Source organism: Chitinophaga rhizophila, assembly GCF_019492185.1.
Taxonomy (GTDB): domain Bacteria; phylum Bacteroidota; class Bacteroidia; order Chitinophagales; family Chitinophagaceae; genus Chitinophaga; species Chitinophaga rhizophila.
The window spans coordinates 1,021,788-1,038,702 of the sequence record NZ_JAICCF010000002.1 but is presented as its reverse complement, the minus strand read 5'-3'; the positions used below and the strand labels follow the sequence as shown (position 1 = coordinate 1,038,702).

Here is a 16,915-nt window from a genome sequence, read left to right as displayed (position 1 = left end):
ACTATACGTTTGACTGTCTCAATATGTTTTCCCCTTTATTGGCATGCGGGAAATTTCCCTCGTCAAATACTTTCTCTCCTTTCAGGTATGTCTGTTCTACTACGCCATATAGTGTCTCATTGATATAAGGGGTCAACTTGTGCTTATGATAGAGGCCATCTGCCTGGACGGTAAATGATCTTTCGGGATCCCACACGACCAGGTCTGCGTCATAGCCTTCTTCAATCTTTCCTTTTCTGTCCTGCAGCCCTGTCAGTATTGCCGGCCCCTCACACAGCCATTGCGCCAACTGCGGAATACTGATGCCTCTGACTCTTCCTGCTGTCCATAATGCAGGCAATGCCAGCTGCAAAGATGCAATACCACCCCAGGCGGCGGTGAAGTCTCCTGTATCCAGGTATTTCAGTTCGGGAGGCGCAGGGGAGTGATCGGTGGCTACAAAGTCAATAATACCGTTTTTAAGTGCCTCCCAGAGCTGCTGGTTATTATCCCGCTCTCTGATAGGCGGAGCGCATTTGAAGCTGGTATTCCCATCCGGGATCTCTTCTGCATTGAAATACAGGTAATGTTGCGCTGTCTCTGCCGTAATCGCTACTCCTTTCTGCCTCGCTACCAGGATCTGGTCTGCTGCTGCGGCGGCAGAGAGATGAACAATATGTACCCGGCACTGATATAGCTCACTCAGGTGAATCAGCAGCGCTATAGCTGCCTGCTCCCATAACGGCGGACGTGAAGCCATGTATTGCCGGTAAGAACGCTTATTATCCTGCCCAGGCTGTTGTATCTCCGGTGTAAGCTCGCAATGTACAAGTAATGGCAGCTGATGACGGGCAATAACAGGCATGGCCATTTCCAGGTCAGCCGCTGTGACGTTGGGAAATTCCTCAATGCCTGAATGTGTCAGAAATGCCTTAAAACCCAGTACGCCCTTTTGCACTAGTCCCTCTATCTCATGACTATTACCCGGCACAATACCGCCCCAGTATCCACAGTTGCAATGCAATTGCGCCGCCGCTGCCTGCAGCTTCTCTTCAAAGGCTTTCACGGTAGTAGTGACCGGAGATGCATTTAATGGCATATCTACCAGCGTAGTAATGCCGCCTGCTACCGCTGCCCTGGTAGCTGTTGCAAATCCTTCCCAGTCTGCTCTGCCGGGTTCGTTAATATGTACATGCGGATCTATAATACCAGGCATCAATACCCTGTCTCCAATATCGGTAACAGCTATGCTGCCGTCGGGAACACTATCAGTGACTGAAAAGATGACGCCATCTCTCACCACAACAACACCGGGCTGCAAGCCACCGGGTGTGAGTATATTATTTCCTTTTATAACGAGGTCAGACATATATGGGGCTTCTAAGTAAAAATAGGCAATTAATTCTTTATATTAGGGTATGTTACCACCAAATAAAATGCCTCAAAATGAAAATCAGATTAGGAGAAAATAGCTATGGTAAGAACGCGGTACAGCTGTCAAAAATTATACGTCATCCCGCTTACCACGAGTTCAGACAAATAACTGTTAATGTATCACTCAAAGGCGACTTTGAAGAAGCCCACACAAATGGTGATAATAGTAAAATATTACCCACAGATACACAGAAGAATACGGTATATGCGCTGGCAAAAGACCACTTCAAAACCTCTATAGAAGATTTTGCCCTTTACCTTGCCAACCACTTCCTCAGTACGCAGGAACAGGTAACTACAGCAACTGTTGAGATCCTGGAACACCCATTCCAACGCATGCTGCTGGATGGTAACGAACATCCTCATGCCTATATCAGCGGGGGATCGGAAAAACGCACTACTATTGTGACCAAAGACGCGGTCAATGTCAGCATCACGTCAGGTATTGCCGACCTGCTGATCCTCAAGACAACAGATTCTGCTTTTGAAAAATATATCAAAGACAGATACACTACTCTCAAAGAGACCAACGACAGGATCCTTGCCACTAAATGTATAGCCAGATGGACATTTGACAAGCTACCGGCTGACTATACCGCCCAATACAACAGTATCCGGGATGTGCTGCTGCGCACCTTCGCAGGGCACAAAAGCTTTTCAGTGCAACAAACCCTCTTCGCTATGGGACAGGCAGTGCTGGAAACGCATGCGGGCGTCAGGGAAATATACCTGGAGATGCCTAATAAGCACCACATCCCGTTCAACCTGGAGCAGTTTAATATCCAGCATGAAAACGAAATATTCATCGCTACTGATGAGCCTTATGGTCTGATCGCCGCGACAATAACGAGGGAGTAGGCTGATGCCTTACCTGCACCAGCTGCGCTGCAATACTAACTGCTATCTCTTCCGGCGTCTGACTGCCGATCTCTATACCAACGGGTGCATACAGCCGACTCAGTAATGAATCATGAATGCCTTCTTCCTGATAGGCTTCAAACATCTTATCTATTTTAGCTGCACTGCCCAGTACTCCGCAATACCTGAATGATTTGCGGAGTAAAGCCCGCAGGGCAATATCATCTGTGCGGTACCCCATCGTCATGATCACCACGTAATGATGCTCTCCCGAAGGGATCATTATTTCCAGTTGACTGTAATCTCTCACAATTGTCTTTTCATGGGCCGCAGTATTCTGTTGAAGCGTATGTAATTGTGGTCTGTCTTCAAAAATATGCACATAGAAATCAAGTTTGCGCGCCACCTCTGACAGGGCGAGTGAGCAATGCCCGCCGCCAACAATATACAGGTATTCCTGGTATCCGATCTTCTCTTTGTAGTACCAGTCCAGTTCTGACTGCAAATGGTATTCACAGTCAGGCCTGCCTTTTATGTCTGGTGTAAATTGCAGTCCCATAGGAGACAATTCCAGTATACCCTGTTGATGCTGCGAAAGGCAGGCAATGATCTTATTCACCGGCGTAATACTGTCGGGCGTCAGCTTATACAGTAATATAGCCTGATCTCCAGAGCAGATCATACCGCTTTGCTGCCTGGCAGCGGCTTTGTCATGATATTGCTGATGAATGGAATACGAGGTTGCGAAATGCCCCAGTTGTTCCCTGGCCATCTCGACAAACTTATGTTCCATGATACCTCCGCCGATAGATCCTGCTATTTCTCCGGCTTGATTGACTGCCATAAAAAAACCTCTTCTGCCAGGGCTGCTGCCGTGGCTATCCAGTACATAGAGGAGCATGACAGGTACATTCTGCCGCAGGCTCTTACTGATCAATTCCCAGGTGACTAACTGTTTCTGCATGTGGATGATTCGTTTCCGGATTGGTTGTAGAATATAAAGCCATCAATACCTTCTCTGGTGTCATAGGAGTAACGAAAGGAATATCAGCATTCGGGTGGAATGCGCGTACAGCATTCTGTAAAGCAAACCAGGCACCTATACCATACATAAGCGGAGGCTCGCCCACAGCCTTTGATCGGAAGACTGCCAGGTTATCACGGTCAGTCTGTAAGGCTTCAATCGCTATCGTTGCAGGCGCTGCATAGATGTCAGGTACCTTGTAGGTAGATAATGCATTCGAGCGGAGCTTACCGTCCCTGTCATACAGCACTTCCTCCATGGTCATCCAGCCAATACCCTGCACAATGCCGCCTTCTATCTGGCCACGATCAATATCTGTATTCATACTATTGCCAAAATCATGTACCACCTTCACCGCGTCAATGGTATATGTTCCTCGGATACAATCTACTGTTGCTTCAAGCATGGCAGTGCCATACACATGATACGCGAAAGGATGCCCCTTTTCATTCACTGCGTCGTAGTGTATCTGCGGAGTAGCATAATGCCCGTGTTCAGACAGGCAGATGCGTTTCGCAAACGCGGTTGTTACCAGCTGATACCAATCCCAGGCAGACGGCAGCCCGTTAACAAGTACATGTCCGTTTACCAGTGTGATATCTGCAGGTGTAACCGCAAATGTTACCGCTGCCAGTTGCTTCAATCGTTCAACTATGGCAGTACAGGCAATGAGCGTAGCTTTGCCATTCAGATCAGCAGTAGCGCTGGCCGCAGAGGGAGATGTGTTAGCGATAGTATTGGTGCTTGTATGATGAAGTCTGACCTTATCCGCAGGAATAGAAAATACCTGTGCAGCTACCTGCAATATCTTTGTGTTTACGCCTTGTCCCATTTCAACAGCACCCGTACTGATACCCACGCTGCCATCTGAATACACATGTACCAGCGACCGCGCATTATTCATCAGGGTATTGGTAAATGATATGCCAAAGCACACCGGCATCAGTGCTATCCCCTTTTTGAACAGGCTGTTATTTTCATTGAACTGCTTCACCTTACGCTGTTGTTCTGTAATGTCAAACCGTTCTTCCAGTTTCTCCCAGCAAAGTGGCGCTTCGCTTTCAGCAATCTGTCCGTATGGAAATGGTTGTCCGCTGCGAATCAGGTTCCTGCGTTGTATCAGTGCCGCATCTACCTGTAATACGTGTGCTGCTTTGGCGATGGCCGCCTCTATTACAAACATGCCCTGTGGACCGCCAAAGCCTCTGAAGGCAGTATTAGGAGGCAGGTTTGTACGGCAACTCCAGCCTGTTGCAGTAACATGTGGGATGTAGTAGGAGTTAGTACAGTGAAATAAGGTTCTTGCCAGTACCGCTGGCGAAAGATCTGCGGAAGCGCCTGCATTCTGAAAGAAGGATGCTTCATAAGCGAGTATCTTCAGGTCTTTGTCCAGACCAATTTTAAAGTCGGCCGCATAGGGGTGACGTTTGCCGGTCATAGCCATATCTTCCATCCTGTGTAAAGCGTACTTGACAGGCTTGTTCAGCCGCCATGCCGCCAGTGCACACAGCGCAGCCCAGGTGTTAGCCTGATCTTCCTTGCCGCCAAAGCCGCCGCCCAACCTCGTTACAATCACCTCAAACCGGTGCATGGGCTGCCCGATAATTCCGGATACTGCACGCTGTACAGCGGTTGGTCCCTGGGTAGATGAATAGATGCGCAGACTGTTATTTTCCTGTGGGATGGCGTAAGCGCCCTGCGTTTCAATGTACAGGTGCTCCTGTCCGTTAATGTCTGCATTGCCCGTAATGACGTACGCACACTGTTCCCATGCGCTGTCTGTATTGCCCAGCCGAAAGGTGCGTGGAGGGACAATCAGTTCACCTTTTGCCTGCGCTTCACGCGGATCAGTGATGACAGGTAAGGACGTTATTTTCACCCGGATCTTTTTAACCGCAGCTCTTGCTGCTTCTCGTGACCGGGCAACTACAAATGCGATAGGCATACCACAGAAATGGACGTGCGTATCTGCCAGCAAAGGTTCATCTTTGATAATGCCACCTATCTCATTATGACCGGGAATGTCTGCCGCAGTAAAGATGCGCACTACCTCCGGAAGCTGCAGGGCGTCATCCAGTATCAACTCGCTGATCACGCCATGTGCACACGGCGAACCGAAGGCTGCACCGTACAATGTACCGTTTATTACCGGCACATCATCCAGATACACAGAGGTACCGCTTACATGAGTGATGGAATCGATATTTTTCATACTGGATTATAATAACAGTTCCACCTGCAAGGAGGGGAACAGGGTAATAAAATGTGCTTTTATCAGTTGTTGCAGCAGTAGTCGTTTATATTCCGCAGTACCACGGGCATCACTGATAGGCGTGATTTCGAGTTGCGCAACGGCACATGCCTGTTTGATCATAGCGGTACCTGGTGCCTGACCTTTTAGAAATGCAGCAGTTTCTGTAAGTAACATCGGTACCGGACCAACTCCACCAGCGGCAATACGCACATTGCCTATCAGATTGCCTGCCATTGTGATACTGATTGCACTGTTAACGCTTGCTATATCCAGATGCTGGCGTTTGCTGACTTTCTCAAAATGGAACCCCGTATCAGGACCGGGCAGTTCAAACCAGCATCGGGTAATGTATTCTTCCGGCCGTTTACGCAGTTTCTTATAACCAGTGTACAATTCGCGGAGCGGCAATGTCCGGGTTGATTGTCCGTCACTTAGTTCAAGCGTGGTATCAAGCGCCAGAAAAAAGATGGTCATATCTCCGATGGGAGAGGCGTTCACGAAATTGCCTGCAATGGTCGCCATATTCCTGATGGGAGTGGAAGAGACGAGTTGCAGATAATTATCCAGTGCCGGAAAGTGTTTTCGCATGATGGCTGATTCCAGCAGATCACTGACGGTAACCGACGCACCGAGTATACAACGGCCTTCTTCCTGTGTAATGCCTTTCAGTAGCTCCTGGCCGAGCAAGAAACGTATAGGATGTTCCTGTATGGCCTCCGGTTGTTGTACATACAGGTCGGTGCCTCCTGCTACAAAACGGGGTTTACTCTCTGCCGGTGGATTCAGTTCGCCGTTAAGGGTCATAATAAGGCATTTAAGCCTGTCTTTTATCCCCGAGAAGTAGTTGGGTAGCATTTGACGTTCTACGGCAAATAAGGCCGGTTCCTGCTCGTTTTTGTCAGTGAGCAGGGTAGCCACTTGCGCCGCCGCCTTTTCGATGGATTTATAGCCGGTGCAGCGGCAGATGTTTCCATCAATAGCTGCGATGGCCCCTTCAGTGCTGGCCGGTGTCCGGTCCAGGCAATATCCGGCCAGCGACATCACGAGTCCGGGTGTGCAGAATCCACATTGCGTCGCACAGTTATCGACCATTGCCTGCTGCACCGGATTCAATGCCGGCAGCATATTGATTCCTTCTATCGTTACAATATGTTTCCCATGTGCATTGCCCAGGGGCATGAGGCAGGAAGTCATAGTCCGGTATACCAGTACGTCCTGTTTCAGTTCTCCTGTTAATACCGTACAAGCGCCACAATCTCCTTCATTACATCCAGTTTTGGTACCCATCAGGTGCTGCTGATACCTGATAAAATCAAGTAACGGCATACCCGGAGACAGCGAGGTAGCAATATTGTTGTTATTCAGGATAAATTTCAGCACGGGCAACAAGGGGTATTTACTGGAAGTTAACGAAAAAAATCTGGATTTTAAAATTAAGAATCCCGTGTGACGGAGGTTTGTATTCTATTGAATATCAAGATGTTTTCGCAGTACTTGCTGGGTTTTTGCACTTAAGTAATCATAGCAGAGATATCTTCCTGATAAATTGCCTGTTTGTTGTTGACGCCTAATGTGCTGGTTATTTTTGTTTGTTGCGTTAATGTTATTATGGTTGCGGTTGTAGTAAGCCTGTACATACTTTTAAGTGATGGTCAGACTGAAGTGATGTGCGCGAAAGTGATTGACCGTGAGTGAGTTGGTTATGGTAAATGTCTAAAATGTGATCACTTATGATGGTGGGTGCGGGATCGGAAGGTGTAGAGTTTACGAAGCGACGGCCAAGAGCAGAAGAGGGAAAGATGAATCTGCGGATAAGGTGGTAAAGAGAAACGGTCAGGCGATGGAGAAGGGTATAACAAGGGTAGAACAAGCGACGGCGAAGCGACGAACAAGAGCAGAAGAGGGAAAGATGAATCTGCGGATAATGCGGTAAAAAGAAATAGTCAGGCGATGGAGAAGGGTATACCAAGGGTAGAACAAGCGACGGCGAAGCGACGAACAAAAGTAGAAGAGGGAAAGATGGATCTGCGGATAATTCGGTAAAAAGAAACGGTCAGGCGATGGAGAAGGGTATAACAAGGGTAGAACAAGCGACGGCGAAGTGACGAACAAGAGTAGAAGAGGGAAAGATGAATCTGCGGATAAGGTGGTAAAAAGAAATAGTCAGGCGATGGAGAAGGGTATAACAAGGGTAGAACAAGCGACGGCCAAGCGACGAACAAGAGCAAAAGAGGGAAAGATGAATCTGCGGATAAGGTGTTAAAAAGAAATGGTCAGGCGATGGAGAAGGGTAGAACAAGCGACGGCCAAGCGACGACCAAGCGACGGCCAAGAGGTGGACTTGATCACTCACCTTAATTATGCAAGTTATATTGAATGTGCCGTTGCCCCGGCCGTATACATTGATTCACCAACAAATATATGCGGCCAGGCACCGGAGATAATATGGACAAAACCAGATGGACGGTTGTTTATCAGAGTGGTTTCAGCATCCACACGGTACAGGCAAAATGCCCGGAATTACCCAATGGCTTATCCAGGTAACGGAAACCTGCCTTTTCATAGATACTGATCGCCTTTGTAAAATCAGGAAATGATTCCAAATATAACTCTTTATACCCGAGTTCGCGCGCACCCTCAAAAGTTCTCTCCATCAATGTTTTACCTATCCCTTTGCCTCTTGCAGCACTGCTAAGATAATACTTCACTAGTTCAGCGCAGGCAGGCGGCAACCCTGCTGTAGGGAAGAGCCCGCATCCGCCCAATATCACACCGTCCTCTTCTGCGATGTAATAGGCGCTTCCTGGCTGTTGGAAAAGCTCATACAAGTGGTCTGTCTCCGGGTCAGCGTAAACAGTGCCTGTCTTCGGTATCGTCTCAAATTCATCAAACGTAGCGCGGATGATAGCGGCTAAAGCGGCATTATCTGCCGGCGTAATAGTTCTGATTGTTACTGGCATGGTATATCTGCTCATGAATGATTGAACAGATGGCAAAAATAGGACTTAAAAATATTTTTAGGTAAATAGTAAGGGTTTAACGTCGCTGGCGTGTCTAATATATAACCGGTCATGCAAAAGTTGTACACATTGAATAAACTGATCAACCCCTCTGGTGAGAAGGACGTTTATAAGCAGTGCTTTCAGGATAATTTTGAACGCCTGCACCGCTATGCCTTTACACTTTTACAGGATAACGAGGAAGCCAGGGATGTGGTACAGCAGGCATTTGTAAAGTTATGGCAGAAAAGGGAAGAGGTCAGTCTGGAGGTGGCAGGTAGGGCTTATTTGTATACAACTGTCCAGCGGGACTGCCTGAATATCTTCCGGAACAAAAAAGTGAAACGTAGTTATGCGAATGCTGTGTTGGCTACTCATAAGGAAGACTACGTCGAAGAACGCGCTGAAAACAGGGAAATTAACAACCGGATACATGCAGCAATAGACGCATTACCTCCCAGATGCAGAGAAGTGTTTTGTAAAAGTCGCTTTGAGGAAAAGAAATATGCAGAGATAGCAGAAGAACTTAACATATCAGTTAAAACAGTAGAAGTACAGATGGGAAAAGCCTTGAAAATAATGAGAGAGCAACTTGCTGACCTCATTACAATTACTGTAATCATTATTGCATACTTCAAATAGCGCTGCATGAGTATACATCAGAACATTGAAATAGATATTACAATGCTAACCAGGTACCTTGCCGGTGAAGCGACGCCGGAAGAAGCTATGGCAGTAGATGACTGGCTGGCGGATGATACAAACAGTAAAGAGTTTGCACGTTTGCAGCAGGCATGGCAACTGTTGCCGGGTAATCGGGTACATCATGCGCCTTCCCCCGATGTAGTATGGAAAGACTTATCCGGGGCATTAGAAGAAGATAGTAAACCTGTTAACGGACGTAGCCTCCTGATCAGGTATGCTATGGCTGCGGTCATCTCAGGTGTATTGCTCACCGCCGGTCTGTTCGCCTACGTTCATATTACCACGGAAAAAGATCCTGTATGGCAACAAGCGCTTACAGACGGCACGTCCTCAGGTGTACGCAAGGGGCAGTTGGCAGATAGTTCTGCTGTTGTTATCAACAGGAATAGTAGTCTTCAGTACGCTGCTGACTATGGTCAGCACGACCGGAAAGTGTTGTTGCAGGGGGAAGGATACTTTGATGTGATTGCTGACAAGGGCAAACCGTTCATTGTGCAGGCAGGTATGTTGAAGATAATGGTACTGGGTACATCGTTCAATGTGAAGGAAGATAGCCTCAGTAACAGGACTATTGTAACCGTAGCAACAGGTAAAGTGAAGTTGTATACGGCCGAAAGAGAACTGGTTGTCAGCGCCGGACAAACAGGCGTATACGACCAGGTGACGGGTACGCTGACTGGTATATCAACGCTTGACCAGAATAGTTTTAGTTATGTTACGCGGGACTTTTTCTTCCAGGATATGCCTTTGCCCGAGATCTGCCGGCATCTTGAAAATGCATTTGCTGTAAAGATCATATTGGATAATGCTCAGTTATCACAATGTAGCATGTCCGCCCACTTTAAAGACAGGGATGTTACCTATATCATGGATATCATTGCAGCCACACTGGATGTTACCTATACGATGCAGGATAATACCATTCACATTAACGGAAACGGCTGTAATTAGCCACTTAACCTATAATTCTGTACTATGTTTAAAAAGGCAATTTATTTTCCATTCCTGATAGGAATGGCACAGCTGCCTGTTGTCACAAAAGCTCAGCTGAATAAAGAGAAAGGAGCGAAACACATTGTTGTTAACGCAACCTCCATCCGTGTAGCAGATCTGCTTGGCCTGCTATCCAGGGAAACAGATCTTGAATTTTCATTTAACTCTAAGAAGCTGAGCCCATCCCGGGTTATAACTGTTACACGTCATGACCAGACACTGTCTGCCTGGCTGATGGAATTGGAAAAGACTACCGGTATACATGTCCGGGTGAAAGACGATCATATCATATTGCAGGATACACCCCCGGCAGCACATGCAACCGCTACGAGGAATACTACGGCCAAGACTACCGCAGTAGCAAACAATGCTCCTGCAAAGAAAAATAGTATTGCTCCTGATAAATCGGGTCAGGGTACTTCAGTAATGACAGCTGTTCCAAAACAGGAGCGTGTTACTCCAGCGCCGGTAATAAATAGGCAAGCAGCTGCCGCAGCACAGACAACTAAGTCGCAACTTAATGGAGACAAGCATATTGCAGATACGCAGCTACAACGGGAAGAACAGGTGCGTAACACTGCTGCGGATCACGCTGCTATTGCGAGTGGCAGCAACTCAACACCTACGGGGCATTCCGTTGTTGCTGAGGATGCTGTGACTGCATCTGTACCAAGTGCTTACCTTTCCGGTACAGCGCAGGATGTACCTGCCAGGGAGGAAATCAGGTTATTGCCTGCGCACGAGTTAGCCACTCCTGACAGGCAGATAGACCTTACAAACAGCAAGTCTGTTAACGAGGTAAAAGCTATTGTTACAGCTGACACAGTGAAGCCTGGTAATGATAACACGGGCGTAACAGCGCGTCCATTACGTGCGCTGACGAAGATGGAGTTCGGTTTGCTAGGCGCAGGTATTGCATACGAGCTACCGGTCGGACAGAAGTTTGTGATTGAATTTGCTTCAGGTATCGGGGGAGGCTATGATGTGTGGAATGGCGGTGTGAGCTATGAATTGAGTCCGCTGAGTCCCAGTATCTACCTGTCAGTCAATCCCCGGTACTACTACAACCGTGATAAGCGTGCAAGGAAAAACCGGACAGACTTTCTGAATGCCGGTAACTACTGGGGCGTACGCTTTAAGTATACAAGTCCTTCTATCGGCGATTATGGCGCAGCAAGAGATGCCCTACTAATGAATGTACATTGGGGTATGCAGCGGTCTATTGGTGGCAAGTGGATACTGAATGGTCATGCAGGGTTAGGACTCGGTTGGGATCTGCCCTCATTTGAAGATCCGCAGATCTATCCGGCATTAGAGTTTAAGATTTCTTACGTGCTGAATAAGAAACGTAATTTGTAACAGCGGAGCAACGGCCTGCATGATATACACCATGCAGGCCGTTGAGTTGTATACTATACCGGTAACATTACTTTCCTGAAGAGTGTTTTAATCAGGCTGATTTCTTCCGCGTAGCGCGTCTTTTTTCTGGTGCCAAAGTATAGGGTGTTTTTGAGTTTGGTTTTTCCTTCCCATAATAATTTGACTTCTCCGGCTTCAATTTCTTTCCTGCATAGAAAGTCAGGAATGACAGCCACACCCTTTCCGCTTCTTAAGCAGCGCACGATGGAGTTAAGATTTGGGACAATGTAATTAGGCCGGAAGTCAGGATGATGGTTAAAGTTCAACTTCCAGAAGCGGAACAGATGCTCCATATCTCCGGTAGTACCATACCATTTTTCCTGTTTCAGCCAGTTCTCCAGCGCATTCAGGTCTTTGCCTTTCGCAAGTTTATTGAATGCCTTGGTGTCCACTTCATTACCCGCAACAAGTACAATTGTTTCAGAAGAAAATGCCTCATGTTCTATGTTGCCGGAAGCACCCTTTTGCGGAGTGATAATAAGATCCAGTATGCCTTTGTCGAGGTTGTCCAGCATATCAGGGTAATCTCCGAAGCGGATGATCACATTAAAGGGAAGCGTAGAGATGTATTGTTCCAGAGTTATCTGAAATGTTTCAAAGCACATACCTACACTGATGGTAGGCGTATGTATTTCTGTGCTTTTCTGAAAATTCTTCTCAGCATCTTCCAGTTTGTTTAATGGCTCAATGATGAAATTGTAAAAGACCTTTCCTTTCTCTGTCGGTACCATTTTTCTGCCTGTTCTTTCAAATAGTTTGTACCCAACATAGTTCTCTAATGAACTTAAGTGCAGGCTGACGCCTGGTTGTGAAATAAACAGGCTCTCGGCAGCTCCGGTCAGCGTACCTGTCTTATAAATCGCTTTAAATGTTCTGTACCATTCCAGGTTAACCATAGTATCAGGTATTATATTTCTGATACAAAGGTATGATTTAACTTGTTTTAATAATACTGTGTGTCGCGGTACTTTTGTATCGTCAAAAGAAAAACAAGTATATGACAAAGGTATTTATCATCAATGGTGGACAACAGTTCGGCCATTCCGGCGGCAGATTTAATGAGACTGTATCAGCAGCTACTTCGGCATTTTTCAGTAACAAGCCGGAGTTTGAGGTGAAGACCACCAATATTAATGACGCATACGATCCGAAAGAGGAAGTAGAGAAGTATACGTGGGCGGACGTTATTATTTATCATACGCCCATCTGGTGGTTTCAGCTGCCACATGGCTTCAAAGCATATATAGACAAAGTCTTCACCGAAGGCCATGGTAAAGGAATATATCACAGTGATGGCCGCTCATCTGCCAACCCGGCAATTAATTATGGAACAGGTGGCATGCTGCATGGCAGGAAGTATATGGTGACCACTTCGTGGAATGCCCCTAAAGAGGCATTCACACTACCAGGAGAGTTCTTTCAGCAAACTAGTGTGGATGAGGGTATATTATTCGGTTTTCATCGCATGAATGCTTTCATCGGCCTAAAACCATTACCTGGTATGCATTTCCATGATATTGAAAAGAATGCGGACATTCCAAGAGACCTGGCTGCATACCATGCACATCTTGCGGATGTATTTTCTAACCAGAATTAAGATGAATATAAGATGGAATACAGGAAATTAGGTAAGTCTGAATTGCAATTATCAGCTATCACATATGGGGCATTTGCCATAGGTGGAAATATGTGGGGAGGTAATGAGGAACAGGATTCAATTGCAGCTGTACATGCTGCCATTGACCATGGAATGACTTCTATTGATACAGCTCCCTTTTATGGTTTTGGTAGGAGTGAAGAACTGATAGGTGCAGCAATCAAAGGAAAAGATAGAAGTAAGATACAGCTGCTTACAAAGTTCGGCCTTGTATGGGACGGAAGTAACCAGGGTAAAGGTGAGTACTTCTTTGATGCAAATGACGGTGGCAGGAATATACCCGTGTATAAATATGCATCTAAAGCTAATATCATCAAGGAATTGGAACAAAGCCTGTCAAGGCTGGGTACAGATTATGTAGATCTGTTACAGCTGCACTGGCCGGATGCAACAACCCCTATCGACGAAACAATGGAAGCATTGGATACGCTGATCAGTCAGGGAAAGATCAGAGCGGCCGGCGTAAGTAACTATGATCTTGCACAGATGAAAACTGCTGGTAAGCGTATACAGCTGGCTTCCAATCAACTATCCTATAGTATGCTGAACAGAGGTATAGAGGAAGATATTATACCTTATGCGCTGGAGCATCATATTGGAATTATAGCTTATAGTCCGCTGGAAAGGGGCCTCCTTACAGGCAAGTATTTTAAAGATGCTGCCTTGAAAGCCGACGACCACCGGAATGGTTACTTCGGACAGTTTTCAGCGGATAAGGTCGAGGCTTTCCTGGATCGCATTACCCCATTAGCGGAAAGTAAAAATGCCTCTCTGGGACAGCTTGTGCTGAGATGGACCACACTGCAACCGGGCATTACAGTTGTACTTGCCGGTGCTAGAAATGCAGCGCAGGTAATTCAGAACGCCCGTTCAATGGACATAGAACTATCTGAGCAGGATATCAGATTCATACATACAGCCCTGGAAGAAGTATACAATGGAATGAATGCATAGTATAGATGAGGTAGAAAAAACTAATATATTATTTATGCTAATAGTTTCTGATCCTGGTAACAAAAGTTACCAGGATTTTTTATATTTTACGTATAGTAATATCAAAGGGACCTGTTAAACTGTTTATGAAATGAAGACCACCAATTACTATAATACCTTTATTGAAGTGGCTGATGACTGCCCCGTTACCAAAGCGGAAATACCCCCGGTCAGAGGAGAGAAAACCATTGCCAACATCGAGTTTGAACTGTTAATCGATAACCCATATGAGTTTACCTCTGACGATGTTCTTTTCCATGTACACGCAGCAAAGCGTCAGCTGAAGAGTAAAGAGTTTGAATTGGAGAGAGAGAAGTTTTTCTCCAAGGGACAAGCGTGTTTTCGTTCTTCTCCGCTAACCAAACGTTACGGCTGGGGGGCGCATTTTGATGGCGACGGGATGATGGCTATCTATGCAGTTGAATCAGACGAATATCAGCAGTTTACAAAGGACAAAGGTTTGAAACAGGTAAAGGCCATGCGCTCTAAAAAGGCCTGAGCAGTAATATAGCTTTTTTTGCAATAGATAGAGGCGGCCCCTGGAAGAGCAGCTTCCTGTTGTTGCCGGTATGGGGTTGAACAGTGAGCACTTATAATTTAATAAACTTGAACTTCTTTATTTCGCCTCCCGGACTTATTTCCACCAGCATAAATTATACACCCCGTGGCAATCGGCTTATTGGAATGTTAATCGTTGTTTGTCCGGCAGGTATATTATACTGTTGAATGGAATATTATTCGCAGAAATAAACAAACCTCCGTTTACCCCTCCGGCTCCAAGGCCCTTGGGCAGATGGCTCTTTTTAGGGTCATCCGGGTGAAAGAAGCTATTACCAATATGCACGCCGTCATGCTCATTACTCAAATAAATAGTATCTATGCTTTTGCCGCCCTCCTTGGTGAAATATACCTCCGCAAACTGGGTCCGGGTATCCGGGTCTATGTAGGCGGTATTAATAACTACCCGGTTGGCAAGTGCCTCATAAACATTGTAGGTCATAACAAATGTTTTCATGCACTGGTCTGGTGTAACAAAATGCCGTAAAACAGCCTTGTTGTCCATATTAACTACATACAGTCCATTATCTCCCATTTCGTTTGCCGCAACTACTATCGAGAATGAGGTTGCGGCAAACAATGCTTCTCAATAGGCAAGAAAAAAGGGGCCGTAGCCCCATTGTTATTTTTCAGTATTCTGGTAGTGCACGATATCTATACCAACACCATTGGGATCCTGGATTGCAAAATGCCTGTCTCCCCATGGCTCATTCCGAATCTCTATCTGAATCGGAATATTCTTCTTCCTGATAGCTTCATAGATGCTATCAACATCGTCTACTTCAATAGTGAGGTACATACCTTGTCCTGGGAAAGCCTTATGAAACAGCGGCTGTTGTGAAGGATGATCTGGCAACAGGAAACTGAGTTCAGTACTTTTGTCCGGTGTATGGAGCAACAGATAAAACTCATTTTCAAAGGTTACTCCAAAGCCCAGTACTTCTGTATAAAAGGCTTTGCTTTCAGCTATTTTGCTGGTGATAATGCCTGCATTCAGTTTCATACTATGTTTCATTTTATTGGTTTTTTGTGCGTATATGCCTGATGTCAGTAACAGGGCAGTGAATAATGTGAGTATGTGTTTCATAATATCCGATTTACTACTGTAAAATTCGGCAATCAGTTGCTGGATACATTGTAAAAATCGGACATTATCTCCCGAACGCTTTAGAAGGCGTAACACCATACAGATTCCTGAACTCCTTGATGAAATGCGCCTGATCATAATATCCACTGTCAAAAAACAGTTTGTTCTGCCGGAGGCTTTGGGCGGAAGGCTTTGCCTTTAATATATGTTGGAAGCGTACCACTTTACTGAATGTCTTCGGTGTATCACCAATATAAAATTCAAACAACCTCCGTAGTTGCCGTGTACTGATACCAGTATTCAGATCCTTTTCAATATCGACTACGCCACAATGTTGAAGAATCAACGCAATAGCCTCGTATAACCTGGGATCATCATCTATCTCAGCCTGAGCGACAATCTGTATAAAATACTTGTCAAATATGGCAGCAATATCCGCAGGTAGTAAAGTACTATCCAAATGCGCTGTAATGAACGCAGAAGTTTGTGGTAATACTGTACCGAGATGTTCAAATCGGTTACTGAGTGTCGCTGCATCCACTTTAAACAACTGGGGAAACATAGTAGGCAGAAACCGCACGCCCACATAATTGAAGTTATTCTCTAACATAAACTCGGTATACTTCTTACAGAAGCCCATGATATAATTCTCTTTCGGGTTATCAAGCTCAAAGAAGATATCAATACAGCCATCTGCTACCACCCGGTAGTTAAACTGAGCGGAGAGAGGGGCTATGGTTTTTAATTGCCAATAGCAGTATATAAAAGGCTGCAAACTGATATGAGGAAGAAATTCCTGGTAGGTGACATGGTCAGCCGATTGCCTGATGGTCGGTTGAATAGGGGTGTAAAGGCGACGTATATGGGTGAATGGTTCCAATGATTCATATTTGTGTAAAAGTAACTTTTGATCAGGAACGGCTAATAGAAAGACAACAGCTTATCTATGGCCTTT

General features: G+C 45.9%; 16 protein-coding genes. 7 read left to right on the top strand and 9 right to left on the bottom strand.

Annotation, left to right across the window (positions count from 1 at the left end):
* Position 1 precedes the first annotated feature (1 nt).
* Positions 2-1,348 carry an allantoinase AllB gene (allB, locus tag K1Y79_RS13190; protein WP_220250528.1) on the bottom strand — a complete coding sequence of 449 codons (1,347 nt, stop codon included), beginning with the start codon at positions 1,346-1,348 and terminating at the stop codon, positions 2-4.
* A 77-nt stretch (positions 1,349-1,425) separates the two neighbouring features.
* On the opposite strand from allB, the gene pucL reads away from it, so the two are divergent.
* Positions 1,426-2,271: a factor-independent urate hydroxylase gene (gene pucL, locus K1Y79_RS13185; RefSeq protein ID WP_220250527.1), complete on the top strand. Its 846-nt coding sequence runs from the start codon at positions 1,426-1,428 to the stop codon at positions 2,269-2,271.
* Here the strand turns inward: pucL and K1Y79_RS13180 are convergent.
* The 4 genes from K1Y79_RS13180 to K1Y79_RS13165 form a co-directional block, all read right to left on the bottom strand.
* A complete protein-coding gene (locus tag K1Y79_RS13180; RefSeq protein WP_220250526.1) occupies positions 2,222-3,235 on the bottom strand; it encodes an XdhC family protein in 1,014 nt (337 codons plus the stop codon). The genes pucL and K1Y79_RS13180 overlap by 50 nt on opposite strands.
* Positions 3,198-5,507, bottom strand: a complete 2,310-nt coding sequence (locus K1Y79_RS13175; protein ID WP_220250525.1) for a molybdopterin cofactor-binding domain-containing protein — start codon at positions 5,505-5,507, stop codon at positions 3,198-3,200. The genes K1Y79_RS13180 and K1Y79_RS13175 overlap by 38 nt, the downstream gene beginning before the upstream one ends.
* A 6-nt stretch (positions 5,508-5,513) precedes the next feature.
* Positions 5,514-6,929, bottom strand: a complete 1,416-nt coding sequence (locus tag K1Y79_RS13170) for an FAD binding domain-containing protein (protein ID WP_317197483.1) — start codon at positions 6,927-6,929, stop codon at positions 5,514-5,516.
* Positions 6,930-8,023: 1,094 nt separating this feature from the next.
* Entirely contained in the window at positions 8,024-8,524 is a 501-nt protein-coding gene (locus K1Y79_RS13165; RefSeq protein ID WP_236059588.1) for a GNAT family N-acetyltransferase, read from the bottom strand.
* A 96-nt stretch (positions 8,525-8,620) separates the two neighbouring features.
* Between K1Y79_RS13165 and K1Y79_RS13160 the strand changes: the two genes are divergently transcribed.
* Genes K1Y79_RS13160 through K1Y79_RS13150 form a run of 3 tightly spaced genes read left to right on the top strand, consistent with a single transcriptional unit; the run spans position 8,621 to position 11,605 of the window.
* Positions 8,621-9,190: an RNA polymerase sigma-70 factor gene (locus K1Y79_RS13160; RefSeq protein ID WP_220250524.1), complete on the top strand. Its 570-nt coding sequence runs from the start codon at positions 8,621-8,623 to the stop codon at positions 9,188-9,190.
* Between the two features lie 6 nt (positions 9,191-9,196).
* Entirely contained in the window at positions 9,197-10,204 is a 1,008-nt protein-coding gene (locus tag K1Y79_RS13155; protein ID WP_220250523.1) for a FecR domain-containing protein, read from the top strand.
* A 24-nt stretch (positions 10,205-10,228) separates the two neighbouring features.
* Positions 10,229-11,605: a hypothetical protein gene (locus tag K1Y79_RS13150; RefSeq protein ID WP_220250521.1), complete on the top strand. Its 1,377-nt coding sequence runs from the start codon at positions 10,229-10,231 to the stop codon at positions 11,603-11,605.
* Between the two features lie 53 nt (positions 11,606-11,658).
* On the opposite strand, the gene K1Y79_RS13145 is transcribed toward K1Y79_RS13150, so the two are convergent.
* Positions 11,659-12,561, bottom strand: coding sequence for a LysR family transcriptional regulator (locus tag K1Y79_RS13145; RefSeq protein WP_220250520.1), 903 nt, complete (start codon positions 12,559-12,561; stop codon positions 11,659-11,661).
* Positions 12,562-12,662: 101 nt separating this feature from the next.
* Between K1Y79_RS13145 and K1Y79_RS13140 the strand changes: the two genes are divergently transcribed.
* The 3 genes from K1Y79_RS13140 (at position 12,663) to K1Y79_RS13130 (ending at position 14,814) form a co-directional block, all read left to right on the top strand.
* Complete coding sequence (locus tag K1Y79_RS13140) at positions 12,663-13,262, top strand: NAD(P)H-dependent oxidoreductase (protein WP_220250519.1); 600 nt, start codon at positions 12,663-12,665, stop codon at positions 13,260-13,262.
* 12 nt (positions 13,263-13,274) lie between these two features.
* A complete protein-coding gene (locus tag K1Y79_RS13135; protein ID WP_220250518.1) occupies positions 13,275-14,276 on the top strand; it encodes an aldo/keto reductase in 1,002 nt (333 codons plus the stop codon).
* Between the two features lie 130 nt (positions 14,277-14,406).
* On the top strand, positions 14,407-14,814 hold the full coding sequence (locus tag K1Y79_RS13130) for a DUF6157 family protein (protein WP_220250517.1): 408 nt from the start codon (positions 14,407-14,409) through the stop codon (positions 14,812-14,814).
* 177 nt (positions 14,815-14,991) lie between these two features.
* On the opposite strand, the gene K1Y79_RS13125 is transcribed toward K1Y79_RS13130, so the two are convergent.
* The 3 genes from K1Y79_RS13125 to K1Y79_RS13115 all read right to left on the bottom strand — a co-directional run bounded on the left by K1Y79_RS13125 (position 14,992) and on the right by K1Y79_RS13115 (position 16,840).
* A complete protein-coding gene (locus tag K1Y79_RS13125) occupies positions 14,992-15,315 on the bottom strand; it encodes a hypothetical protein (RefSeq protein ID WP_220250516.1) in 324 nt (107 codons plus the stop codon).
* 180 nt (positions 15,316-15,495) lie between these two features.
* The gene (locus K1Y79_RS13120; RefSeq protein WP_220250515.1) at positions 15,496-15,960 is read right to left on the bottom strand and encodes a VOC family protein; all 465 of its coding nucleotides are present in this window, start codon (positions 15,958-15,960) and stop codon (positions 15,496-15,498) included.
* A 64-nt stretch (positions 15,961-16,024) separates the two neighbouring features.
* Positions 16,025-16,840 (bottom strand): AraC family transcriptional regulator, encoded by an 816-nt coding sequence (locus K1Y79_RS13115; RefSeq protein ID WP_220250514.1) that lies wholly within the window; start codon positions 16,838-16,840, stop codon positions 16,025-16,027.
* Between the last annotated feature and the right edge of the window lie 75 nt (positions 16,841-16,915).

What these genes read in the sequence shown, in the direction of transcription:
- K1Y79_RS13140 (WP_220250519.1), top strand. Translation starts at nt 12,663, where the DNA reads ATGACAAAGGTATTTATCATCAATGGTGGACAACAGTTCGGCCATTCC.
- allB (WP_220250528.1), bottom strand. Translation starts at nt 1,348, where the DNA reads ATGTCTGACCTCGTTATAAAAGGAAATAATATACTCACACCCGGTGGC.
- K1Y79_RS13120 (WP_220250515.1), bottom strand. Translation starts at nt 15,960, where the DNA reads ATGAAACACATACTCACATTATTCACTGCCCTGTTACTGACATCAGGC.
- K1Y79_RS13125 (WP_220250516.1), bottom strand. Translation starts at nt 15,315, where the DNA reads ATGACCTACAATGTTTATGAGGCACTTGCCAACCGGGTAGTTATTAAT.
- K1Y79_RS13155 (WP_220250523.1), top strand. Translation starts at nt 9,197, where the DNA reads ATGAGTATACATCAGAACATTGAAATAGATATTACAATGCTAACCAGG.
- K1Y79_RS13135 (WP_220250518.1), top strand. Translation starts at nt 13,275, where the DNA reads ATGGAATACAGGAAATTAGGTAAGTCTGAATTGCAATTATCAGCTATC.
- pucL (WP_220250527.1), top strand. Translation starts at nt 1,426, where the DNA reads ATGAAAATCAGATTAGGAGAAAATAGCTATGGTAAGAACGCGGTACAG.
- K1Y79_RS13160 (WP_220250524.1), top strand. Translation starts at nt 8,621, where the DNA reads ATGCAAAAGTTGTACACATTGAATAAACTGATCAACCCCTCTGGTGAG.
- K1Y79_RS13175 (WP_220250525.1), bottom strand. Translation starts at nt 5,507, where the DNA reads ATGAAAAATATCGATTCCATCACTCATGTAAGCGGTACCTCTGTGTAT.
- K1Y79_RS13130 (WP_220250517.1), top strand. Translation starts at nt 14,407, where the DNA reads ATGAAGACCACCAATTACTATAATACCTTTATTGAAGTGGCTGATGAC.
- K1Y79_RS13145 (WP_220250520.1), bottom strand. Translation starts at nt 12,561, where the DNA reads ATGGTTAACCTGGAATGGTACAGAACATTTAAAGCGATTTATAAGACA.
- K1Y79_RS13150 (WP_220250521.1), top strand. Translation starts at nt 10,229, where the DNA reads ATGTTTAAAAAGGCAATTTATTTTCCATTCCTGATAGGAATGGCACAG.
- K1Y79_RS13165 (WP_236059588.1), bottom strand. Translation starts at nt 8,524, where the DNA reads ATGAGCAGATATACCATGCCAGTAACAATCAGAACTATTACGCCGGCA.
- K1Y79_RS13180 (WP_220250526.1), bottom strand. Translation starts at nt 3,235, where the DNA reads ATGCAGAAACAGTTAGTCACCTGGGAATTGATCAGTAAGAGCCTGCGG.